The 22,320-nt window shown below is 65.7% G+C and carries 24 protein-coding genes; 11 read left to right on the top strand and 13 right to left on the bottom strand.

The features are described from left to right. Nucleotides 1-130: 130 nt before the first annotated feature. Both cls and MasN3_RS24645 read right to left on the bottom strand, forming a co-directional pair. On the bottom strand, nucleotides 131-1,417 hold the full coding sequence (gene cls / locus MasN3_RS24650; protein WP_281911028.1) for a cardiolipin synthase: 1,287 nt from the start codon (nucleotides 1,415-1,417) through the stop codon (nucleotides 131-133). Nucleotides 1,418-1,501: 84 nt separating this feature from the next. Continuing rightward, a complete protein-coding gene (locus tag MasN3_RS24645; protein WP_036212790.1) occupies nucleotides 1,502-1,771 on the bottom strand; it encodes a GlsB/YeaQ/YmgE family stress response membrane protein in 270 nt (89 codons plus the stop codon). Between the two features lie 281 nt (nucleotides 1,772-2,052). Here MasN3_RS24645 and MasN3_RS24640 point away from each other — a divergent pair, with 281 nt between their 5' ends. Beyond that, nucleotides 2,053-3,561: a hypothetical protein gene (locus tag MasN3_RS24640; protein WP_281911024.1), complete on the top strand. Its 1,509-nt coding sequence runs from the start codon at nucleotides 2,053-2,055 to the stop codon at nucleotides 3,559-3,561. 76 nt (nucleotides 3,562-3,637) lie between these two features. On the opposite strand, the gene MasN3_RS24635 is transcribed toward MasN3_RS24640, so the two are convergent. From MasN3_RS24635 to MasN3_RS24625, 3 genes are read right to left on the bottom strand one after another with little or no spacing between them, the layout of a single operon-like run. After that, nucleotides 3,638-4,213, bottom strand: a complete 576-nt coding sequence (locus MasN3_RS24635; protein ID WP_209587091.1) for a YceI family protein — start codon at nucleotides 4,211-4,213, stop codon at nucleotides 3,638-3,640. A 39-nt stretch (nucleotides 4,214-4,252) separates the two neighbouring features. Beyond that, entirely contained in the window at nucleotides 4,253-4,804 is a 552-nt protein-coding gene (locus MasN3_RS24630) for a YceI family protein (RefSeq protein ID WP_281911022.1), read from the bottom strand. Then, nucleotides 4,804-5,349, bottom strand: coding sequence for a cytochrome b (locus MasN3_RS24625; RefSeq protein ID WP_281911021.1), 546 nt, complete (start codon nucleotides 5,347-5,349; stop codon nucleotides 4,804-4,806). The genes MasN3_RS24630 and MasN3_RS24625 overlap by 1 nt, the downstream gene beginning before the upstream one ends. A 205-nt stretch (nucleotides 5,350-5,554) precedes the next feature. Here MasN3_RS24625 and MasN3_RS24620 point away from each other — a divergent pair, with 205 nt between their 5' ends. Further along, complete coding sequence (locus MasN3_RS24620) at nucleotides 5,555-7,525, top strand: TonB-dependent receptor plug domain-containing protein (protein WP_281911019.1); 1,971 nt, start codon at nucleotides 5,555-5,557, stop codon at nucleotides 7,523-7,525. Between the two features lie 57 nt (nucleotides 7,526-7,582). Here MasN3_RS24620 and purB read toward each other — a convergent pair whose 3' ends face one another. Then, the gene (gene purB / locus MasN3_RS24615) at nucleotides 7,583-8,974 is read right to left on the bottom strand and encodes an adenylosuccinate lyase (RefSeq protein ID WP_281911017.1); all 1,392 of its coding nucleotides are present in this window, start codon (nucleotides 8,972-8,974) and stop codon (nucleotides 7,583-7,585) included. A gap of 157 nt (nucleotides 8,975-9,131) precedes the next feature. On the opposite strand from purB, the gene MasN3_RS24610 reads away from it, so the two are divergent. Then, nucleotides 9,132-9,746 (top strand): glutathione S-transferase C-terminal domain-containing protein, encoded by a 615-nt coding sequence (locus MasN3_RS24610; protein ID WP_281911014.1) that lies wholly within the window; start codon nucleotides 9,132-9,134, stop codon nucleotides 9,744-9,746. Further along, complete coding sequence (locus tag MasN3_RS24605) at nucleotides 9,743-10,675, top strand: PfkB family carbohydrate kinase (RefSeq protein ID WP_281911013.1); 933 nt, start codon at nucleotides 9,743-9,745, stop codon at nucleotides 10,673-10,675. Before MasN3_RS24610 ends, MasN3_RS24605 begins: the two co-directional genes overlap by 4 nt. A gap of 208 nt (nucleotides 10,676-10,883) precedes the next feature. Here MasN3_RS24605 and bfr read toward each other — a convergent pair whose 3' ends face one another. Next, nucleotides 10,884-11,354, bottom strand: coding sequence for a bacterioferritin (bfr, locus tag MasN3_RS24600; protein WP_027866505.1), 471 nt, complete (start codon nucleotides 11,352-11,354; stop codon nucleotides 10,884-10,886). Nucleotides 11,355-11,576: 222 nt separating this feature from the next. Next, entirely contained in the window at nucleotides 11,577-11,786 is a 210-nt protein-coding gene (locus MasN3_RS24595; RefSeq protein ID WP_281911012.1) for a (2Fe-2S)-binding protein, read from the bottom strand. Between the two features lie 233 nt (nucleotides 11,787-12,019). Here MasN3_RS24595 and MasN3_RS24590 point away from each other — a divergent pair, with 233 nt between their 5' ends. Genes MasN3_RS24590 through MasN3_RS24580 form a run of 3 tightly spaced genes read left to right on the top strand, consistent with a single transcriptional unit; the run spans nucleotide 12,020 to nucleotide 14,429 of the window. After that, on the top strand, nucleotides 12,020-12,277 hold the full coding sequence (locus MasN3_RS24590) for a FeoA family protein (RefSeq protein WP_027866507.1): 258 nt from the start codon (nucleotides 12,020-12,022) through the stop codon (nucleotides 12,275-12,277). 4 nt (nucleotides 12,278-12,281) lie between these two features. After that, complete coding sequence (feoB, locus tag MasN3_RS24585; protein ID WP_281911007.1) at nucleotides 12,282-14,162, top strand: ferrous iron transporter B; 1,881 nt, start codon at nucleotides 12,282-12,284, stop codon at nucleotides 14,160-14,162. Nucleotides 14,163-14,165: 3 nt separating this feature from the next. Beyond that, complete coding sequence (locus MasN3_RS24580) at nucleotides 14,166-14,429, top strand: DUF6587 family protein (protein ID WP_281911006.1); 264 nt, start codon at nucleotides 14,166-14,168, stop codon at nucleotides 14,427-14,429. A gap of 8 nt (nucleotides 14,430-14,437) precedes the next feature. Here the strand turns inward: MasN3_RS24580 and MasN3_RS24575 are convergent, their stop codons facing one another. Together MasN3_RS24575 and MasN3_RS24570 are read right to left on the bottom strand one after the other, a co-directional pair. Continuing rightward, the gene (locus MasN3_RS24575) at nucleotides 14,438-14,812 is read right to left on the bottom strand and encodes a COG4315 family predicted lipoprotein (protein ID WP_281911004.1); all 375 of its coding nucleotides are present in this window, start codon (nucleotides 14,810-14,812) and stop codon (nucleotides 14,438-14,440) included. 41 nt (nucleotides 14,813-14,853) lie between these two features. Continuing rightward, entirely contained in the window at nucleotides 14,854-15,744 is an 891-nt protein-coding gene (locus tag MasN3_RS24570; protein ID WP_281911002.1) for a DUF72 domain-containing protein, read from the bottom strand. A gap of 85 nt (nucleotides 15,745-15,829) precedes the next feature. Between MasN3_RS24570 and MasN3_RS24565 the strand changes: the two genes are divergently transcribed. The 3 genes from MasN3_RS24565 to MasN3_RS24555 are packed head-to-tail and all read left to right on the top strand — an operon-like array spanning nucleotide 15,830 to nucleotide 17,760. Further along, nucleotides 15,830-16,510: a glutathione S-transferase gene (locus MasN3_RS24565; RefSeq protein WP_281911001.1), complete on the top strand. Its 681-nt coding sequence runs from the start codon at nucleotides 15,830-15,832 to the stop codon at nucleotides 16,508-16,510. 56 nt (nucleotides 16,511-16,566) lie between these two features. Further along, on the top strand, nucleotides 16,567-17,352 hold the full coding sequence (locus tag MasN3_RS24560; protein WP_281911000.1) for a 5'-3' exonuclease: 786 nt from the start codon (nucleotides 16,567-16,569) through the stop codon (nucleotides 17,350-17,352). Nucleotides 17,353-17,364: 12 nt separating this feature from the next. Then, entirely contained in the window at nucleotides 17,365-17,760 is a 396-nt protein-coding gene (locus MasN3_RS24555) for an ANTAR domain-containing response regulator (protein WP_281910999.1), read from the top strand. A gap of 4 nt (nucleotides 17,761-17,764) precedes the next feature. Here MasN3_RS24555 and MasN3_RS24550 read toward each other — a convergent pair whose 3' ends face one another. After that, nucleotides 17,765-18,454: a GAF domain-containing protein gene (locus MasN3_RS24550; protein WP_281910997.1), complete on the bottom strand. Its 690-nt coding sequence runs from the start codon at nucleotides 18,452-18,454 to the stop codon at nucleotides 17,765-17,767. A gap of 184 nt (nucleotides 18,455-18,638) precedes the next feature. Here MasN3_RS24550 and MasN3_RS24545 point away from each other — a divergent pair, with 184 nt between their 5' ends. Beyond that, complete coding sequence (locus tag MasN3_RS24545) at nucleotides 18,639-20,399, top strand: putative bifunctional diguanylate cyclase/phosphodiesterase (RefSeq protein WP_281910995.1); 1,761 nt, start codon at nucleotides 18,639-18,641, stop codon at nucleotides 20,397-20,399. A 129-nt stretch (nucleotides 20,400-20,528) separates the two neighbouring features. Here MasN3_RS24545 and mnmA read toward each other — a convergent pair whose 3' ends face one another. Further along, nucleotides 20,529-21,632, bottom strand: coding sequence for a tRNA 2-thiouridine(34) synthase MnmA (gene mnmA, locus MasN3_RS24540; RefSeq protein WP_281910994.1), 1,104 nt, complete (start codon nucleotides 21,630-21,632; stop codon nucleotides 20,529-20,531). A gap of 27 nt (nucleotides 21,633-21,659) precedes the next feature. Continuing rightward, nucleotides 21,660-22,142 (bottom strand): NUDIX hydrolase, encoded by a 483-nt coding sequence (locus MasN3_RS24535; RefSeq protein ID WP_281910992.1) that lies wholly within the window; start codon nucleotides 22,140-22,142, stop codon nucleotides 21,660-21,662. Nucleotides 22,143-22,320 lie beyond the last annotated feature (178 nt).

Here is a 22,320-nt window from a genome sequence, read left to right as displayed (position 1 = left end):
TCGCGTCTATGTATAGGAAGTGGGAACTCTTGGGCTCCGCGGAGCATCCAAGAGTATCCGTAATCACCATACACGTCGTCAACCAGTATTTCGTACAGACAAACGCATCGTTTTTCGTTAGAGACTTGTCCTACAACTGGGCGCTGAACAGCGAGGCGAAGCCGGTGCTCAGGCGCTGCCACCATGGCCGTTCGCGGTGTTCCGCCTTGGTCACCGGGCTGGCGTGTCGCCAGTCGTCCTCGAAGATGGCGGTCTGCTCGCGTGCGAAGCCTTCGTGCAGAACGTTGAGGTTGGCTTCATCGTTGATGCTGAACGAGCGGTTGTCGAAGTTGGTCGAGCCGACCGACACCAGCAGATTGTCAACGATCAGCGCCTTCACGTGGTACATGGTGGGCTGGTATTCGGCCAGTTTCACGCCCGCGGCCAGCAACTCGCCCCAGCGCTCGCGCGAGGCCGCCTTGACCAGGTCCGAATCGATGATCTCGCCCGGCATCAGGATGCGCACGCGCACGCCGCGTTTTGCCGCCTCGATCAGGGTGCGGATGGTGAGCTCGTCGGGCACGAAATAGGCGGCCGACAGGTCGATGGTCTTGCGCGCCGAGGTGATCGCCATCAGGTACATCAGGTGCATCGACTCGGCGCCGCCGGTCGGCGAACTGGAAAACATCTGGGCCGGCATGTCGCCGGCCTGCGGCAGGGCCGGGAAGTAATCGGGGCCGTCGAGCACGGTGCCGGTGGCCTTGGTCCAGTTGTCGTTGAACACGGCCTGCACCTGGCCGACCACCGGTCCTTCAATGCGGAAATGGGTGTCGCGCCAGTGGTCCTTATCCTGGGCATTGCCGCGCCACTGGTCGGCGATCCCGACCCCGCCGGTGAAGCCGACCTTGCCGTCGATGACCAACAGTTTCCGGTGGGTACGGTTGTTCAGGCGCGCCAGCTTCCACCACACCGGCTTGTGGTAGCGCTGTACCTGTACGCCCGCCTGTTTCATGGCGTCGATCTGCGCCAGGTCGAGCTTCAGGCTGCCCATGAAATCCAGCATCACGTGGACTTTCACGCCGGCGCGGGCGCGCTCGATCAGGGCATCGGTGAATTCCTTGCCGATCGAGCCCGACCAGTAGATATAGGTTTCGAAGGTGATGGTTTTTTCGGCCGCGCGGATCGCGTCCAGCATGGCCGGGAAGATCTGGTCGCCATTGAGCAGGACCTCGACTTTATTCCCTTCGAGGATGGGTGGGCCGAGCAGGACCCCGAGCGAGCGGCGGAACTGCGGGTCGTTGGTGTCGTACTGGCGGGTCAGGCGGGTCTCGATCTGCGTTTCGCTCGGCATGAAATTGAGCGCGAGTATGCCGCCGACCAGCGTGAGCGCGGCCGTGACGAGGATGGTCCAGAATCGTTTGGGTGATAGTAGGGTCATATGGAAAGACCGGTGGAACGGTGGGCGTAAAAAAACCAACGCATGAAGCGTTGGTTTTTTTAGGTAGGGCTACCCGATCGCTGATTAGCGAACACGGCCGCGACGCAGCAGGTTCACGATCGCCAGCAGGATGACAGCACCCAGGAACGAAACCAGCAGCGACGAGACGCTGAAGTCATCGGAGTTGATGGTGCCGGTGCCGAACAGCGGCGACAGCAGCCAGCCGCCCAGGAAGGCGCCGACGATACCAACCACGACGTTGAGAATCATGCCTTGTTCTGCGTCGGTTTTCATGACCATGCTGGCCAGCCAGCCCAGAATGCCACCGACAACGATCCAAATGATGAATAACATGGTGTACCTCCTTCAAGTGTAAGAAAACATACCCCCAGGCCCTTGAATTGCCGTGGCCATGGAGAAAAGTCTAGAGACCAGTCCCCTTCAGGTCGGTGCGGCAACGAACGTTAGACGGCGAATCTGCATGCCTGTTCTGGCGACGCGAACTGTTGAGCGAAAAGAAGCGCTAGGGTGCGTCAGCGAACAGAAGCGCTCTTGTCCCGGGAATAAGGTTTCAACACTTGCAAGATCGATTTGTTTGCAGGACCCAGCACCTGAACCTTCTGAAAGGATTCGCCATGAGCAACTACGATTCGAATAACACCAACCAGAATTCCCGCATGGTCACTGGCCTGTTCCCCGACCGTGCCAGCGCAGAACGTGCTTATTCCTCGATCTCGACCCGCGGTTACACCAAAGACGACGTCAACCTGATGATGTCGGACGAAGCGCGCAAGACCCACTTCGGCGACACCGATACTGAACTGGGCAGCAAGGCTGCCGAAGGCGCCGGCATCGGCGCCGGCATTGGCGGCACCATCGGCGCCGTCCTGGCCGGCATCGCCGCCGTCGGCACCACCCTGGTGCTGCCGGGCCTGGGCGTGGTCGTCGCCGGCCCGCTGGCAGCGGCCCTGGCCGGCGCCGGCGCCGGCGGCATCACCGGTGGCCTGATCGGCGCGCTGATCGGCGCGGGCATCCCTGAAGACCGTGCCGTCCACTACGAAGAAGGCATCAAGCGCGGCGGCATCGTGATGGGCGTGAACGCCCGCTCGGACGAAGACGCGCGCCACATCCAGCAATCCTGGACCGACAGCGGCGGCACCCACATCATCGGCACCGGCGTCGGCGCCCTGGGTGGCGCGGCGGCAGGCGCCGCCATCGGTTCGGCGGCCGGCCCGGTCGGCACCGTGGCGGGCGCCGCCATCGGCGCGGTCACCGGCGGCATCGCCGGCAAGGGCGTGGGCGAAGTCGTCAACCCGAAAGCGGGCGACGACCTGTCCGAACACTACCTGGCCAAGGGCGTCGGCGCCAGCAGCGGCGCGGCCGTGGGCGCGATGGCCGGCGCGGCCGGCGGCCCGATCGGCATGGCTGCCGGTGCGGTGGTCGGCGGCCTGGCCGGCGGCGCAGCCGGCAAGGGCGCGGGCGAAGTGGTGAACCCGAAAGCGGGCGACGAACTGCACGACCATAACCTGGCGCAGGGTGTCGGCGGCGCCGGCGGCGCTGCGGCCGGTGCGGTGGCAGGGTCGGTGGCCGGCCCGGTCGGCGCCGCAGCGGGCGCCGTGATCGGCGGCCTGGCCGGCGGCGCGGCAGGCAAGGGCACCGGCGAAGTCGTCAACCCGAAAGCGGGCGACGAACTGCATGACCATCACCTGGGCACCGGCGTCGGCGCTGCGGGCGGCGCTGCGGTTGGCGGTGCGGTGCTGGGCGGTGCGGTCGGCGGCCCGGTGGGCGCGGTGGCCGGCGCCGGCATCGGCGCGGCCGTCGGCGGCATGGCCGGCAAGGGCGTGGCCAAGATGGTCAACCCGCAGGCGGAAGACGCCCACTGGCGCAATGCTTACCAGACCCAGCCGTACTACACCCCGGGCTACACCTACGACGACTACGCACCGGCCTATGCGCTGGGCTACAACTCGGCAGGCCGCTACCCGGGCGGCTACGACATGCACGAGAACGAGCTGTCGACCGAATGGGAACGCACCAAGGGCAACTCGCGCCTGAGCTGGGAGCAGGCCAAGCACGCTTCGCGCGCCGCATGGCACAAGGTCGAGCGCGCCATCCCGGGTGACGCCGACCGCGACGGCCGCTGATCGCTGACGGCGCAATCGGCATACAAAAAGCCTCGGTGCCCTTCGGCACCGAGGCTTTTTCCTTTGGGTAAGGCGATTACTGCTTGACCGCTTCCACCTGGATCGCCAGCTTCACTTCCGGCGAGAACTTTGGCAGGCCGAAGTTGATGCCGAAGTCGCTGCGCTGGAAGCTGCCGGTCACGTCGGCGCCGCACACTTCGCGCTTGAGCATCGGGTGATCGATGCACTTGAACTTGTTGATGGTCAGGGTCAGCGGCTTGGTCACGCCGTGCAGGGTCAGCTCGCCTTCGGCCGAGGTCGGGACGTCGCCGGTGAACTTGATCGACTTCGACTTGAAGGTCGCGGTCGGGAATTGGGCGGCGTCGAAGATGTCCGGCTTCTTGGCGTGCTCGTTCATCTTGTCGTGGCCGAAGTCGATGCTGTCGATGTACACGGTGATGTCGAGGGTGCCGGTTTTCTTTGCGCGGTCCAGGGTCACGGTGCCGTCGGTCTTGTTGAACTTGCCGCGCCAGACCGAGATGCCCATGTGGTCGGCTTCGAAGCTCGGATAGGTGTGGTTCGGTTCGATCTTGTAGGTGTCGGCCGCGAAGGCGATGCCGGCGCCGAGGGTGCTCGAGGCGGCCAGGGCCGCGATCAGGTGCTTGATTTTCATGAACGATTCCTTGCGGTTGGTGAGGTGTTGATGGGGTGATTACTGGCCCGCTGTGACGCGGAACTTGATGACAACTTCATCGGCGACCATGCTCGTGTCCTTCCACTCGCCTTCGCCGATGTTGAAGGCCAGCCGCTTGATCGGCAGCTGCCCTTCGAATACCTGTTTGCCGCCTTCCGCCCTGACGCTCAGCGGGAAGCTGACGTTGGCGCTGCGGCCCTTGATGGTGAGCTTGCCGCTCACGTTCAGCTTGCCCGCGCCGGCCGGCGCGATCGCGGTCGACACGAAGCTCGCCTTCGGGAACTGGGCCGTGTTGAACCATTCCTTCTTGGCGACTTCCTTGTTGTAGTCCGGGTCGCCCAGGTCGAGGCTGGCGGTCTGGATATCGACGCTGGCTTTCGACGCGGCCGGCTTGGCGGCGTCGTAGTCGATCTGCGCGCTGAACTGCTTGAACTTCGCCTCGACCGGCACGCCCATCTGTTTGAAGGTGGCCGTCACGCTGCTTTTCGCAGGATCGGTTTTCAGGGGCGCGGCGATGGCGACGGCGCTGGCCAGCACCGAGGCCAGCAGCAGGCTTTTCATGGGTTTCATCAAGACTCCTTACGTATAGAAAAAGGCAGCATGCGCGCCATCACGCCGTCGCGGTCGACCAGCAGATGCTTGAACGCGGCCGCCACGTGCAGGCCGACGAGCAGCGCCAGCAGCATGTTGAGCCAGTAGTGGACATCCTTCAGGATGACTTTCAGGGCCGGATCCGGCCCCATCAGCACCGGCAGTTCCAGCACGCCGAACCAGACGATTGGATAGCCGGTGGCCAGGCTGTAGAAATAGCCGGACAGGGGCACCGCGAACATCAGGACGTACAGCAGCCAGTGCAGGCCGTGGGAAACGCCGCGCTGCCAGGCCGGCATGGCGTCGGCGTAGGCCGGCGGATGGCGGAACAGGCGCCACAGCAGGCGCAGGGCGGCCAGCAGCAGCACCGTCACGCCGGCCCATTTGTGCCAGTTGAAATACTTCAGCTTGGTCGGGGTGATGCCCGGGATGTCGGTCATGACCAGCCCGAGCGTGAAGGTCCCGATGATCAGGAGGGCAAGCAGCCAGTGCAGGACGATGGCCGGAAGGGTATAGCGGTGCATGAAGATTACATTTCGGAAAGTCGTACGTGTTAGAACTAACTATACCAGTCTTTATCGCATGCTGCTGAAAGGGGCATTTTTCCGCCAAGTACACTAGCACGGTTTGCAAGAGCTGCACAGCCGGAGTGTCCGGAATGTAAAATTCGACCGACGCATTGTTTATCAGAGATAACTGGCAATCGGTTTGAATGCCAGGGAGCAAAATATGAATGCCCTTTCACCGCTGACCTGCACCCCGGGACCGCTCAAACGCGTGGCCGCGGTCTGCCTCGGCCTGGCGGTCGCGCTCGGTGCGCATGCGGAAGAAGAGCCTGTCCGCCGCGCCGACAACCTGGTCGACCTGTCGATCGAAGAGCTGGCCAACATCCCGGTGATGTCGGTGTCCAAGCGTCCCGAGCGCCTGCAGGATGCCGCCGCCGCCGTGTTTGTCATTACCGCCGAGGACATCCGCCGCTCCGGCGCCGCCACCCTGCCGGAAGTGCTGCGCCTGGCCCCGAACCTGCATGTGGCGCGCATCAACGGCTACAGCTATTCGATCAGTGCGCGCGGCATGAACCAGAGCGGCAACAGCTATTCGAACAAGCTCCTGGTGCTGATCGACGGCCGTTCGGTGTATACGCCGCTGTTTTCCGGCGTGTTCTGGGATGCCCAGGAAGTTCTGCTCGAAGACGTCGAGCGCATCGAAGTGGTCAGCGGGCCGGGCGGGGTGCTGTGGGGCCTGAACGCGGTCAACGGCGTCATCAACATCACCACCCGCTCCGCAGGCGACACCCAGGGCAGCCTGGCGGCGCTGCAGGCCGCGACCGACGGCGCCACCGTCTCCTACCGCCACGGCGGCACGCTCGACAATGGCGTGGCCTGGCGCGTGTTCGGCAAGACCACCCGGCGCGAGGACAGCGAACTGGCCAGCGGCGCCCCGGTCGACGACGCCTACCGTCGCAGCCTGGTGGGCGTGCGCGCCGACTGGGAGCGCGGTCCGGATCGCTTCAGCCTGATCGGCAATGCCTACCGCGGACGCTTCGACCAGCCGGCGCCGGGCGAGATCGCCGCGCCCGGCGTGCCCGCCACCCTGGGGCGGGTGCGTTCGGACGGCGTCAACCTGAGCGTGCGCTGGGAGCGGCTGCTCGACGACGGCGCCAGCCTGATGGCGCAGGCGTATTTCGACCACACGCTGCGCCGCACCGAGCCGCTGTTCGGCGAACGTCTGTATACTACCGACCTGCAGTTCCAGCACACCCTGGCCGCCGCCGGCCGCCACCGTGTCGTCTGGGGCGCGAATGTCCGCCACAGCCGCGACCGCGTCGACAACACGGCCACCGTCGCCTTCCTGCCGGCGCGCACGACCCAGCAATGGGCCAGCCTGTTCGCGCAGGACGAGGTCACGCTGGGCCAGGACTGGTACCTGACCCTGGGCAGCCGCCTCGAGTACAACGAATACACCGGGACCGAATGGCTGCCGAGCGCGCGCCTGTCGTGGCGCCTGTCGCCCCAGCATGCGCTATGGGCGGCGGCCTCGCGTACCGTGCGCGCGCCTTCGCGTCTCGATGTCGACGCCTTCCTGCCGGGCCGCCCGCCCTATCTGCTGCGCGGCGGGGCGCAGGTGCGCGGCGAGGTGGCCCGGGTGTTCGAACTGGGCTACCGCGGCAACCCGGTGCCGGCGCTCGCCTATTCGGTGACCCTGTTCCACCACGATTACGACTACCTGCGCACCACCGAGACCAACCCGGCCGGCTTCATCACCTTCGACAGCCTGATGGAAGGGCGCTCGAGCGGCGTCGAGGCCTGGGGCAGCTGGCAGGCGGCCGAGCGCTGGCGCCTGTCGGCCGGCTGGACCGCCATGCACCAGAAGCTGCGCCTGAAGCCGGGCAGCCGCGACCAGAGCGCCACCCTGGTGGCCAAGCGCGACCCGGCGCATACCTTCCAGCTGCGCTCGATCTATGGCATCGACGACCGGCGCGACGTCGAGTTCACGCTGCGCAAGGTGGCGGGCAAGTCCTTCCCGGACGTGCCGTCCTACACGGCGCTCGACGCGCGCTTCGGCTGGCGCATCCGGCCGGGGCTGGAACTGGCGCTGACCGGCGAGAACCTCAGCGGCGGGCACGGGGAATACGGGACGATCTTGTACCGGGCCGAGATCGAGCGCCGGCTCGGGGTGAAGCTGATGTGGGAGTATTGAACCGCGCATGAACATGCGCGGCATGGGACGGGCGGCGCGGCCGCCCGTCCGCGTGGATCAGATGGCTTTCGCCAGCTCGGCCGCCAGGCCGGTGTAGTTCGCCGGCGTCATCTGCAGCAGCAGGTCCTTGGCGTCCTGCGGGATCGCCAGCTTGCCGATGAATTCCTGCAGCGCTTCGCGGGTGATGCCCTTGCCGCGGGTGAGTTCCTTGAGCTGCTCGTACGGGTTCTCGATGCCGTAGCGGCGCATCACGGTCTGCACCGGCTCGGCCAGCACTTCCCAGCTCGCGTCCAGGTCGGCTTCCAGGCGGGCCGCATTCACTTCCAGCTTGTTCAGGCCGCGCAGGCAGCTGTCATAGGCCAGCAGCGCGTAGCCGAAGCCCACGCCGATGTTGCGCAGCACGGTCGAATCGGTCAGGTCGCGCTGCATGCGCGAGACCGGCAGCTTCTCGGCCATGTGGCGCAGCACCGCGTTGGCCAGGCCCAGGTTGCCCTCCGAGTTCTCGAAGTCGATCGGGTTGACCTTGTGCGGCATGGTCGACGAACCGATCTCGCCGGCCCGCAGCTTCTGCTTGAAGTAGCCGAGCGAGACGTAGGTCCAGATGTCGCGGTTCAGGTCGAGCAGGATGGTGTTGGCGCGCGCGATGGCGTCGAACATCTCGGCCATGTAGTCGTGCGGCTCGATCTGGATGGTGTAGGGGTTGAAGACCAGGCCGAGGCGCTGCTCGATGACTTCTTTGGAAAACGCCGGCCAGTCGAAGCCCGGGTAGGCCGACAGGTGGGCGTTATAGTTGCCGACCGCGCCGTTCATCTTGCCGAGGATCTCGACGTCGGCGATACGCTTGACGGCGCGCTGCAGACGCGCGACCACGTTGGCGAATTCCTTGCCGAGGGTGGTCGGGCTGGCGGTCTGGCCATGGGTGCGCGACAGCATCGGCAGGGATGCATTGGCGTGCGCGATCTCGGTCAGCTTGGCGATGATGGACTGCAGGGCCGGCAGCAGCACGCCATCGCGCGCGGCCTTGAGCATCATGCCGTGCGAGGTGTTGTTGATGTCTTCCGAGGTGCAGCCGAAGTGGATGAATTCGCTCGCCGCCACCAGCTCGGGCACGTCCTTCACCTGCTCCTTGAGCCAGTACTCGACCGCCTTGACGTCGTGGTTGGTGACCGCCTCGATCTCCTTGATGCGCGCCGCCTCGAGGTCGCCGAAGTTCGCCGCCATGCGCTCGAGGTGAGCGTTCGCTTCGCTCGAGAACGGCTTGATCTCCGGGAAGCCTGCCTGCGACAGCGCCTGCAGCCAGGCGATTTCCACCTTCACGCGGTGGTGCATGAAGCCGGCTTCGGACAGGATCGGGCGCAGCTTGTCGGTTTTCGACGCGTAGCGGCCGTCCAGCGGGGACAGGGCCGACAGGGTAGCCGATTGGGCAGGGGAGGGGACGGTAGAGGTCATGGCGGGCGGTCCGTGCAAAAACGCGGATTTTACCACCGGGCGGCGCGCGCGGCCTTGCGCGGGCTGTCGCGGCGGGCTGCAAACAGGCCGGTCTGGCACAGACAGGCGCCGAAATCGCGATGCTATACTGGCACCCAATCCTCTTATTCGGGCATGTATGAAACTCATCGGTTCCTTCACCAGTCCCTATGTGCGTAAAGTCCGCGTCGTGATGGCGGACAAGAAGCTCGATGTCAGCTTTGTGCAAGAAAACGTGTGGGTCCCGGAGACCACCATCCAGCAGGTCAACCCGCTGGGCAAGATTCCCTGCCTGGTGATGGAAGACGGCAGCACGCTGTACGACTCGCGCGTGATCGCCGAATACCTCGACACCATCTCCCCGGTCTGCAAGCTGCTGCCGCCGAATGGCCGCGAGCGCACCGAAGTCAAGGTGTGGGAAGCGCTGGCCGACGGCGTGCTCGATGCCGCGATCCTGGTCTTCCTCGAGCGCCGCGAGCGCTCTCCGGAGCAGCAGAGCGCCAGGTGGATCGAACGCCAGATGGGCAAGGTGCATGCCGGCCTGCGCGAAATGTCGGTCCGCCTGGGCGATGCGAGCTACTGCATGGGCACGCACTACACGCTGGCCGACGTCGCCGTCGGCTGCGCCCTGGGCTGGCTGGCGTTCCGCTTCCCCGACATCGACTGGCGCGGCGACTACCCGAACCTGGCGCGCCTGGCCGACAAGCTCGCCGAGCGTCCGTCGTTCCGCGACACCGTGCCTGTCGTCGCGTGAACGCGCCGGCCACCACCGTCGTCTTCGGCGAAGCGCTGGTCGACGACTTCACCACCGAGCAGGTGGTCGGCGGCGCGCCCTTCAATGTGGCGCGCCACCTGGCCGCCTTCATGGCGCCGCAGCTGATGCTTACCCGCATTGGCCAGGACAAGCCCGGCCAGGCGGTGCGCGCCGAGTTCGAGCGCTTCGCGATGAGCGAGGCCGGCCTGCAGTGCGACGCCATCGAGGAAACCGGCCGCGTCCTGGTCGAGCGCGGCGCCCGTGGCGGCCACCGCTTCACCATCCTGCCGAACCAGGCCTACGATTTCATCGACCGCGGCCAGGCCGAGGCGGCGCTGGAACACGCGCAGCCGGGCATCTTCTATTTCGGCACCCTGGCCCAGCGCCACGAGCGCTCGCGCGCCACCCTGATGGCGCTGCTGCGCGCCACGCCGGCGCTGCGCTACCTCGACCTGAACCTGCGCGAGGGCCAGGTGGAAGAGCGCATCGTCACGCGCTCGCTGCAAGAGGCGAACATCGCCAAGATCAACGAGGAAGAGCTGCAGGCGATGTTCGGCTGGTATTTCCAGATCAAGCCGGACGATCCGGCGCTGGCGGCCGACGAGGTGCACGCCTCGTGCCAGGCGCTGCTGCAGATGTTCTCGCTCGACGCACTGATCGTCACGCTGGGACACCGCGGCTCGGTGTACTTCGGCGCCGACGGGCAGGTGCTGATGCACCGCGATAACCCGGCGCCGCCTTTTGTCATCGACACGGTGGGGGCGGGGGATGCCTTCTCGGCGATTTTCCTGCTGGGGAAGATGCGCGGCTGGCCGCTCGACGTTTCCCTGGCGCGGGCCAACGAGTTCGCCGGGGCGATCTGCGCGATTCCGGGGGCGGTGCCGCGCGACCTGGGCTTCTACGACAGGTGGATGAGGAAGTGGCGCTGAACCGCGGCCCGGCCTGACAAACAAAACCCCGCGCAGGCGGTAATGCCGTTCAGTTAAGCGTAGGGTGGCCGGGTTTCCCGGCCACGCGTTCAACTCCATTTTGCTCTGCCACAGTGCATTGGTGACTTGGACGCGCGGTCGGCGAAGCCGACCACCCTACATTTTTACGCTAACTGAACGGTATTACCGCGCAGGCGGGGTTTGTTTTTTATTCGCTGATCTGGCTCTGCAGGTAGTTCTGGATGCCGACCTTGACGATCAGGTCCAGCTGCGTTTCCAGCCACTCGATGTGTTCCTCGGTATCTTCGAGGATCATCAGGAACAGGTCGCGGGTCACGTAGTCGGCCGCCGCTTCCGCCGCCGCGATGCCTTCCTTGACCGTCACCTGGGCCGCGCGCTCGAGCTTGAGGTCGCATTCCAGCATTTCCTGGGTCGATTCACCGATGAGCAGCTTGTGCAGCGCCTGCAGGTTCGGCAGGCCGTCGAGCATCAGGATGCGGTCGATCAGCTTGTCGGCGTGCTTCATCTCGCCGATCGATTCGTCGTACTCCTTCTTCGCCAGCTTGCCGAAGCCCCAGTGGCGGTACATGCGCGCATGCAGGAAGTACTGGTTGATCGCGGTGAGTTCGTTGGTCAGCTGCGCGTTCAGCAGACGAAGAACGTTCTGGTCGCCTTTCATGTGATGCCCTTGATGATGTTGAATAGGCTCCATGATAACAAACAAGCCGCCCGCTTTTGGGCCGAAAACGCTGAAAAAGCCCGGGAAAATGCAGTGAAAATCGAAAAAAACGGCGGGAATGACAAGCGTTCTCGTTCCGCCGTGCGAACGCTTCTCAATCACCCGGCGCGGGCGAAAAAAAGCCCCGCGCAGGCGGGGCAGGGAGAGAGACGTTGGTGCTGTTCAGGCCGCCTGCGGGACGCGGCGCACTTCGGTGATCGTGGTTTTGCTCTCGAGATGTTCGTGCAGGACTTCGCGTGCATAGCTCACGCACTTGCCGCACATGGTGCCGACGCCCAGTTCCTTGTGCAGTTCGGCGACCGAGCTGATCCCCAGGTCGACGGCCTGGCGGATTTCGCGGTCGGAGATGTTGTTGCAGACACAGACGATCATCGTTTCGGTTCCTTGAGACTCGGTCGAGCCACATTATTCACTTGTCATTTAAATGAGAATCAATCTCATTCGTGTTCTATTCTCCGTAAACTCGGCGTCGTTTGCAACAGGAATTTTGTGTTGACGTGGTCTTTCTTTTAGACTGTGATCAAACCGCAAATAGAAATAATTCGCATTTAGGTTTATGATGCTAGCTATCTGTCTCATCAGCGCTACACTTACTGGACGCGACCATGACTCTTGCTCCCTCCCTCACCACGCTCGACGCCCTTCCTGCCGGCCAGAGCGCTACCGTGATCCACCTGGCGCCGCCGGCGCAACAGGGCGGTTTCGACGTTCAGCGCCGCCTGATGGAGCTCGGCTTCGTGCCGGGCGAACGTATCCGCGTGCTCAAGCGCGTGCTGGGCGGCCCGCTGGCCGTCAAGGTCGGCGAATCGACCTTCGCGCTGCGCCGCTTCGAAGCGGCCCTCGTGTCGATCAAGCCGGAATAAGCGGATGGGTGTCATGGAACAACAGGTGGCGTCGCGCACGCCCCTGGTCGCACTGCTCGGCAATCCCAACTGCGGCAAGACCGCGCTCTTCAACCGCCTGACCGGTTCGCGCCAGAAGGTCGCGAACTACGCCGGCGTGACCATCGAACGCAAGGAAGGCAGCTTCACCTCGCCGGCGGGCCGCGCGTTCCGCGTGCTCGACCTGCCGGGCGCCTACAGCCTGAGCGCCTACACGCCGGACGAAGCCATCACGCGCGACGTGGTCGCCGGCCTGCGCGCAGGCGAAGCGGCGCCGGATGCGGTGTTGTGCGTGGTCAACGCCACCAATCTGCGCCTGAACCTGCGCATGGTGCTCGAGCTCAAGCGTCTCGGGCTTCCCATGGTGCTCGTGTTGAACATGGTCGACGTCGCCAAGAAGCGCGGCATCAGCATCGATACCGCCAAGCTCTCCGCCGCGCTCGCCATGCCGGTGGTGGAAACCGTCGCCATCCATGCCCACGGCGAAGACGCCCTGCTGGCCCAGCTCGACCGCATGGTCTTCGATACCACCGTCAAGCCGAATCCGCTTTCCGCGATCGACGCCGTGCCGGTCGAGGAAACCCAGCGCGAAGTGCGCCGCATCCTCGAGCTGGCCGTCGTGACCGACGGCGACCGCGGCAACCTGACGGAAAAGATCGACAACGTGGTGCTGCATCCGGTGCTCGGCCCGGTGATCCTGGCCGCCCTGATGTTCCTGATCTTCCAGGCCGTGTTCAGCTGGGCCGAGACGCCGATGGAACTGATCGAGGCGGGCGTGGCCGCCCTTGGCGAGCAGGTCGGCGTGCTGCTGGGCGAGGGCGTGCTGCACAGCCTGATCGTGGACGGCATCATCGCCGGCGTCGGCAGCGTGCTGGTGTTCCTGCCGCAGATCCTGATCCTGTTCTTCTTCATCCTGGTGCTGGAAGACGTGGGCTACCTGCCGCGCGCCGCCTTCCTGCTCGACCGCATCATGGGCAGCGTCGGCCTGTCGGGCCGCGCCTTCCTGCCGCTGCTGTCCTCGTTCGCCTGCGCGATCCCGGGCATCATGGCCGCGCGCACCATCCAGAACCCGCGCGACCGCCTGGTGACGATCATGATCGCGCCGCTCATGACCTGCTCGGCGCGCCTGCCGGTGTATGCGCTCCTGATCGCCGCCTTCATTCCGGACCGCGAAGTGGGCGGCATCATGAACCTGCAGGGCCTGGTGCTGTTCGCCCTCTACATGGCGGGTATCCTGAGCGCCATGGCGGTGGCCTGGTTCATGAAGCGCCGCAGCGACTACAAGCAGCACGTGCTCATGATGGAACTGCCGACCTACCACTGGCCTCAGCCCGGTGCGCTGGTCTCCGGCCTGTGGGAGCGTGCCAAGATCTTCCTGAAGCGGGTCGGCACCCTGATCCTTACCATGATGATCCTGCTGTGGCTGCTGTCGAGCTTCCCGGGCGCACCGGAAGGCGCGACCCACCCGCCGATCTACTACAGCGTGGCCGGCATGATCGGCCGCGCGCTGGAAGTCATCCTGGCGCCGATCGGCTTCGGCTGGGAGATCGCGATCGCCCTGGTGCCGGGCATGGCCGCACGCGAAGTGGCGGTCGGCGCGCTGGGCACCGTGTACGCCCTGTCGGGCGGCGACGAAGCCGCCAATGCCCTGGCGCCGGTGATCGCGCAGTCGTGGTCGCTGGCAACCGGCCTGGCGCTCCTGACCTGGTACGTCTACGCGCCGCACTGCCTACCGACGCTGGCCACGGTGGCGCGCGAGACCGGCAGCCGCCGCTACGCCTGGATCATGGCCGGCTACATGTTCGGCCTGGCCTACGTGGCCGCCTTCATCGTCTACCGCACCACCTTGTTCCTCACGGGAGGCTAGGACATGTGGCAGGAGCTGGTCACCGGGATCATCGTCGCGCTGGCCGTGCTGTACGCCGGCGCGAAGTACCTGCCGGACAGCTGGCGGCGCGCGATCGTGCACCGTCTCTCCAGGGGCGGCCGGCAATCGAGGCTGGTCAAGTGGCTGGATACCTCGGCCAGCTGCGGCAGCGGCTGCAACAGCTGCGGTACCTGCGGGCCGGCCGAGCCCGCGCCGCCGCCCGGCAAGGGCAACGGCAAGGTCATCAAGATCCACGAGCGGCGCTGACGCGCTGCTTATTCTTCCCCGACGATGTGCCAGGCGCCGCCGACGCCGTCGCCGGTCTTGTCTCCCGCTTTCTTGTCTTTCACGAAGGTGTACAGCGGCTTGCTCTTGTGGGCCAGCTGCTTGCTGCCGTCTTCGCGCGTGACGACCGAATAGGGGGCGGGCGGCGTGCCCTGGGCCATCACGGGCGGCCAGTTCTTGGCGCAGGTGGCGACGCAAGCGCTCTTGCCACTGTTCGGGGTGTCCTTGTCATAGGTGTAGACGGTCATGCCGGCGTGATCGACGAGCATGCCGTGTGCGTGCTTCAGCGGAGTGCTGTCGGCGGCGAGGGTGGTGGCGGAAAACAGCAGGGAAATGACAGCGGTACTGACTCGAAGCAATTTCATAATAGCCTCCTGGTCAAACACTGCGTGGGTGGGACACCATTCTAGCTCGATTGTGGCGCCATGGCGTCTACCGCAGTGATCAGGCGCCGTGCGTCAAAAGGCGCATGCACCTTGATGTCGTTGTCGAAGTAGCAGTAGACGTCGCGCGCCCCGGCCTGCGGCGGCGCCTCGTCCGACACCAGCCGCGCCCCTTCCGGCTGCCGCCCCCGGCGCCAGGCATCGATGCGCGCCGCCCAGGCCGCGATGGCCTCGTCCTGGTAGCCGCTCGCGTACAGCTCCTTGTCGCCATGCAGGCGGATGTAGACGAAGTCCGCGGTGACGTCCTCGCACAGCGGCCACCTGCCGGCGGTATCGGCCACCACCAGCGCCACCTTGTAGCGGCGCAGCATGGCGATGAAGGAAGGAATCAGGAAGCTCTCGTGCCGGATCTCGACCGCATGGCGCATCGGGCGGTTGGGGCCGGATGCGAGCGCGACCCGGCCTTCCATGCGCGGCTGGTACTGCAGCGCCAGTTCGCGGGCGCTGTCGGTATCCTGCGGCAGCAGCGACAGGAAGTGCTCGAAGCGCTGCGGATCGAATTTCACGATGGGCGGGAACTGCCACAGGAAGGGCCCCAGCTTCTCGCGCAGCTCGAACACGCCCGAGGCCAGCACGTTGGCGAGCGGACCCTCGATGTCCTTCAGCTTGAGCATGTGGGTGAGAAAACGGTTGCCCTTGACCGCGAACACGAAGCCCGGCGGGGTCGCGGCATGCCAGGCGGCATAGCTTTCGGGGCGCTGTAGCGAATAGAACGAGCCATTGATCTCGATGCTGGGCAGCTGCCCGGCCGCGTACGCGAGCTCGCGGTGCTGGACCAGCCCCTTGGGATAGAACACGCCGCGCCACGGCACGTAGCGCCAGCCGGAAATGCCGATGTAGACCGATCCGCTCATAAGGCGCCTACCATATACCGCCTCATCCGTCGGCAGGCGCACGACATGCTAAGCTGGCAACCTGTCGAACTCTGCGGAAATAGCCATGATCGTCGTCCACTACCTGAACAATTCGCGCTCGCAGCGCATCCTCTGGCTGCTCGAAGAGCTCGGGCTCGACTACGAGATCAAGAAGTACCAGCGCGACCCGAAGACCATGCTGGCGCCGCCGGAGCTGAAGGCGGTGCACCCGCTCGGCAAGTCGCCGGTGATCACCGATGACGGCCCGGGTGACACCATTGTGGTCGCCGAATCGGGCGCGATCGTGGAATACCTCACCGGCCGCTACGGCAACGGGCGCCTGGTGCCGGCGCCCGGCACGCCGGAACGCCTGCGCTATACCTACTACCTGCACTTCGCCGAAGGCTCGGCCATGCCGCCGCTGCTGATGAAGCTGGTGTTCGACAAGGTCGAGAACAGTCCGATGCCCTTCTTTGCGAAACCGATCGCGCGCTCGATCGCGCGCAAGGTCAAGGACAGCTTCATCATGCCGAACATCCGCGGCCAGCTCGACTTCCTGGAGAGCGAGCTGGGCAAGTCGACCTGGTTCGCCGGCGAGGAGTTCAGCGCCGCCGACATCCAGATGAGCTTTGCGCTGGAGGCGGCCGCCTCGCGCGGAGGGCTCGGCAGCCAGTATCCGAAGCTGTCCGCTTTCCTGGCGCGGATCCATGCGCGACCGGCCTACGCGCGCGCGCTGGAGCGCGGCGGCAAGTACGACTATGCCTGACAGGCCGCCCGGTTTATCATGGCGGCGCTAGTGACCAATCCGATAGACGCACCACCATGAGCAAACAGGGAAAGCTGCTCGCCATCGACGGCCTGAACATCGTGCGCCGCGTGTACGAAGCCAGCCCCGAACCGGACTCCGACCTGAAGGCCAGCATCGCGCTGCGCCACGCGTTCTCGTCCTTCCGCAACGTGCTGGAAGCGCACGCGCCCACCCACGTGCTGGCGGCCTTCGACTACGGCGGCCCCAATTGGCGCCATGCGCTCTATCCGCGCTACCGCGAAGGACGCACCGCCATGCCGGCGCCGTTGCGCGAAGCCCTGCCGCAATTCCACGAGCGCCTGCGCCAGGCCGGCCTGCACGTGCTGGCCGTGCCCCAGGTCGAGGCCGACGACGTGATCGCCACCGGCGTCATGCGCTGGCTGCAGGAAGGGCGGGGCGAGGCCATCGTGGCCACCACCGACAAGGACCTGCACATCCTGATCGCCCATGGCGCGCTGGTGTGGGACCATTTCAAGAACGAATGGCATGACGACGCCTGGGTACGCCAGCGCTTCGGCGTGGCGCCGGAACTGCTGCACGACCTGCTGGCGCTGATGGGCGACCCGACCGACGGCGTGCCGGGCGTGTCGAAGATCGGCATGAAGACCGCGGCGCGCCTGCTCAATGCCTACGGCAGCCTGGACGCCGTGATGGCGGGCGCCGGTATCCTCAAGACGCCGCTGGGCGAAAGGCTGCGCGCCGAGCGCGAGATACTCGAGATGTCGCGCTGCCTGGTGTCGCTCAAGCTCGATGTGCGGCTGGGCGTCACCTGGAACATGCTGGCCTATGAATCCGATTGAAGGAAAGCGCCGATGCTGAAGGCACTGATCGTGGACGGCAGCGCCATCGCGCGCGGCCTGCTCAATACCGTACTGACGGATGGCGGCTACGACGTCGTCGCGCAGACCCACACCGGCACGCTCGGCTACGGCCTGGCGATGAAGCATCGCCCGCAGATCGTCTGCATCGCGCGCGAACAGGTCGAGGACGGCAGCCGCATCGTCGAGGAACTGCGCGCCCAACTGCCCAAGGCGATGATCTTCATGGTGTCGGGCACCTTGGATGCCGCCGCCATCCAGGACGCCCTCGGGCGCGGCGTGCACGGCTTCATCGTCAAGCCCTTCAAGGCCGACGCCGTGCTCAAGACCATCCGCAATACCGTGATCGCGGTGGTGCGCAAGCAGCAGGCCGCTGCCAAGGAGCAGTAGAAGCTCAGCCGCGCCGCTTGATTTCGTCGGACGCGATCGCCGCCAGCTCGCGCAGCGCGCGCATCTCGCGCTCGCGCAGGCGGCGCGGCTCGCGGTCCAGCACGCACAGGGTGCCGAAGCGGCGGCCCTGCGCATCCTCCAGCGGCACGCCGGCATAGAAGCGCACGTGCGGGGCGCGCGTCACCAGCGGATTGGCGGCGAAGCGCGCGTCAAGCGCGGCGTCGCCCACCACGAATGGCTCGCCGCTGGCCAGCGCATGCTTGCAGAATGCCCATTCGCGCGGCGTCTCCCGCAGGTCGAGGCCAACGCGGGCCTTGAACCACTGGCGCTCCCCGGCCAGCACCGTCACCAGCGCGATCGGACAGTCCGTCACCTGCGCGGCCAGCCGCGCCAGGCGGTCGAAGACGTCCTCGGGCGGGGTGCCGAGCAGGGCATGGCTGGACAGCGGCGCGGCCGCCGCGGGCGCAGGCAGGAGCACGGTGCCTGCGCCCGCCGGCTCACCCGGCGCCGTGCCGTTGCCGCCCTGGCGCGCCTGCAGCTGACGCACCGCGCTCAGGCGCACGCGCCGATGGCCGCCGGGCGTCTTCCATGCCGGCAGCGCGCCGCTTTCCATCCAGAGCTGGGCGGTACTGACGGCAACGCCCAGCATGTGCGCCGCTTCCCGCGTCGTCAGGATTGGATCGTCCTCGCTCATGTTTCCGGTGATTTGTAGTCAATGCACATATTCTAACTGAAACGCGACAATATTTGACGAAAATGCGCGCACGATTGGAATATATATTGACTGTAGGCATTATATAACGCAAGAATACGGTTATAATCGTCAGTTCCGATAAATACGTGCGCCTTTCCTGGGTGTGCGACTGCACAGGCCGCCCATGAATTCACCGTATGACCCGTCGATCGAGGAAGCCAGCCGGCTGGAAGCACTGCGCCAGCTCGAGCTGCTCGACACCGCCCCCAGCGAAGCTTTCGATCGCATCACGCGCATGGCCGCGCAGCTGTTCCAGCTGCCGATCGCCGCGGTGTCGCTGACCGACAGCGACCGCCAGTGGTTCAAGTCGAAGGTGGGCGTCGCGCACGATGCGATCCCGCGCATCAAGGCGCCCTGCGCCGCGGTGGCGGACAGCGGCCGGATGCTGGAAGTGCCGGACCTGTTGCAAAGCGAGTGCTTCCGCGACAGCCTCCTCGCCGACAGCGGCATCCGCTTCTACCTGGGCGCGCCGCTGGTGACAAAAGCCGGATACTGCTTGGGCGCGATGTGCGTGCTCGGCACCGAGCCGCGCAGCGTGAGCGATGCGGACCGCAGCACGCTGGCCGACCTGGCGGCCATGGTCATGGCGCAGATCGAGCTGCAGCACGCGCTGGGGCGGATCGATCCGGTCAGCGGCCTGCCCAACCGGAACCAGTTCGTCAGCGACGTACGCGACTTGGGCCTGGTCAGCGCCGAGGGGTCGCCCCAGCTGGCGGCCCTGGTCAGCCTGGCCACGCCGGAAGAGCTGAGCGACGCCATGCGGGTGATGGGCGGCACCTGGCTCGACGACATCGTGCGCGATGCCGTGCCGGCCCTGCGCAGGGTGGCCGGCGGCGGCAAGGTCTACCACGTCGCGCCGACCCAGTTCGCCTTCCTGGCGCCGCCCGGCCTGTCCCTGGTGCGCTTCAGCAGCAGCCTGATGGCCTGGCTGGGCGAGCGCAAGCCGATGGGGCAGTGCGGTTTCCTGACCACGGCCACGGTCGGCCTGGTGCGCTTCGCCGTGGGCCAGGACGCGCCGCTCGACGTGCTGCGCAACCTGCACAGCGCCGCCCACGATGCGCGCGACGCCGAATCCGGCCTGCGCGTCTATTCTCCCGAGCAGGATGCCGCCTACCGCCACCGCTTCTGGCTGATCAGCGAGCTCGGCCGCGCGCTGGCGCAGCCGCGCGAGCTGCACCTCGTGTTCCAGCCCAAGGTCTCCCTGCGCGACGGCGCCTGCGTCGGCGTGGAAGCCCTGCTGCGCTGGAACCATCCCGATGCCGGCCCGATCCCGCCGGGCGAATTCATGCCGATCGTGGAAACCACCGCGCTGGCGCGCGCCACCACCGAATGGGTGCTGGAGGCGGCCTTGCGCCAGCTGACGGCCTGGCGCGCGCAAGGCGTGGCGCTGCAGGTCGCCGTCAACGTCTCCGCCGTGAACCTCGAGGAGCCGGACTTCAGCGACCGCGTACTGGAGGGGCTGGCACGGCACGGCCTGCCGGCCGCCTGCCTGGCGCTGGAAATGACGGAAAGCGCGCTGATGCGCAAGCCGAAGATCGCGCATGACACGATGGCGCGCCTGGCCGCGGGCGGCGTGAAGATCGCCATCGACGATTTCGGCACCGGCTACAGCAGCCTGTCCTACCTGCAGGACATGCCCGCCGACGTGGTCAAGATTGACCAGTCTTTCGTGCGCGGCATGGAAAAGGACGAGCGCACCCTGGCGCTGGTGACGACCATGATCAAGCTGTCGCACGACCTCGGCCACCGGGTGGTAGCGGAGGGCGTGGAGACGGAGGAAGTGGCGCAACTGCTGCGCGCGGCGGGCTGCGACGAGGCGCAGGGGTATTACTATGGAAGGCCGATGGCGCCGGCGGCGCTGGCCGATTGGCTGGCTGCAAGGTAGGGTGGACGGTTTGTGATTCAGGCCACTGGCCTGAATCACTGCCGTCCGCGCGTTCAAATCACAGATGCGTTGCTACAGAGCATAGCGGAGTTGAACGCGCGGTCGGCAGAGCCGACCACCCTACGAGAATCACGCAGCGTTCGAATCGATGATCCCGCCACCCAGGCACACGTCGCCGTCATACAGCACGGCCGACTGCCCCGGCGTCACCGCCCATTGCGGCTCCTCGAAATCGAGCGCGAAACGCGCCATGCCGTCGGCATGCACGGTGCAGGCCACGTCGGCCTGGCGGTAGCGGGTCTTGGCCGACAGGGCGGTTCCACTCACGGGCGCCTCGCCCGCGGTCCAGCTGGCCTGGCCGGCCTCCAGGCGCGGCGACAGCAGCCACGGATGGTCATGCCCCTGCACGATGTACAGCGTGTTGCTGGCCACGTCCTTGCGCGCCACGAACCACGGTTCGCTGGTGCCGTCCGCGTTCTTGCGCGACTTCAGGCCGCCGATGCCGATGCCCTTGCGCTGGCCCAGGGTGTAGAAGGACAGGCCGATGTGCTCGCCCACGGTCTCGCCGGTGTCGAGCTTCATCGGGCCCGGCTTGTGCGACAGGTAGCGGTTCAGGAACTCGCGGAAAGGGCGCTCGCCGATGAAGCAGATGCCGGTCGAGTCCTTCTTCTGCGCGTTCGGCAGGCCCAGCCGTTCGGCGATCTTGCGCACCTCGGTCTTGGGGATCTCGCCCAGCGGGAACAGCGACTTCGACAGCTGGGCCTGGTTCAGGCGGTGCAGGAAGTAACTCTGGTCCTTGGTGTGGTCGAACGCTTTCAGGAGCTCGAAGCGGCCGTCGTTCTCGCGCACGCGCGCGTAGTGGCCGGTCGCGATCAGGTCGGCGCCCAGCTTCATCGCATGGTCGAGGAAGGCCTTGAACTTGATCTCGGCGTTGCACAGCACGTCCGGATTCGGGGTGCGGCCGGCCTGGTACTCGCGCAGGAATTCCGCGAACACGCGGTCCTTGTATTCGGCGGCGAAATTGACGGCCTCGATGTCCACGCCGACCACGTCGGCCACGCTGGCCGCGTCGATCCAGTCCTGGCGCGTCGAGCAGTATTCCGAATCGTCGTCGTCTTCCCAGTTCTTCATGAACAGGCCGATGACTTCGTAGCCCTGTTCCTTCAGCATCCACGCCGCGACCGAGGAATCGACACCGCCGGACATCCCGATCACGACTTTTTTCTTGCTCATCTTAGTTAACTTCGCGTCCGTATTCTTTTAGATACCACCCTCGAAGACCGAGGGGTGGGTGTACAGCAGGTGCAGCGGGGTGCGGTGGCCGGCCAGGTAGTCGTCCACGCACTGCAGCACGATCGGGCTGCGGTGGCGCTCGGCGGTGGCGGCGATCTCGTCGCGCGTCATCCACATGGTGCGCAGGATGCCTTCGTCGAGCGGCTGGTCCAGTTCACGGCCGGCATGGCCACAGAAGGTGAAGCGCAGGTAAGTGACCTCGGCGCCGCGCGACTTCGAATGGTAGCGCGACATGTACATGCCCACCAGCGCGGTCGGGATGAATTCATGCGCGGTTTCCTCCAGCGCTTCGCGCACCACCGCCTGCTCGAGCGATTCGTAAGGGTCGAGGTGGCCCGCCGGCTGGTTCAGCTTCACGCCTTCGCTCGTCTCTTCCTCGATCAGCAGGAAGCGTCCATCGCGCTCGATGATCGCGGCGACGGTCACGGATGGTTTGAAGATATCGGTCATGCGCGTCCTTGAAAATGAGCCGACATTTTACCTTGACAGGTGGCATCTCTGCTCATCCCCCTCCGCTACGGTGCGCTTGCCTGTCGTTAAATGGCCTTGATTCATTGCAAACAACAAATGGACGGCGCTGGTTACAGTGATGGGTTTTCGTGACAATCAAATATTACTTTTAGTGTTT

It is taken from the genome of Massilia varians, from assembly GCF_027923905.1.
Lineage (GTDB): Bacteria > Pseudomonadota > Gammaproteobacteria > Burkholderiales > Burkholderiaceae_D > Telluria > Telluria varians_B.
This window is presented reverse-complemented; position numbering and strand designations above follow the sequence as displayed.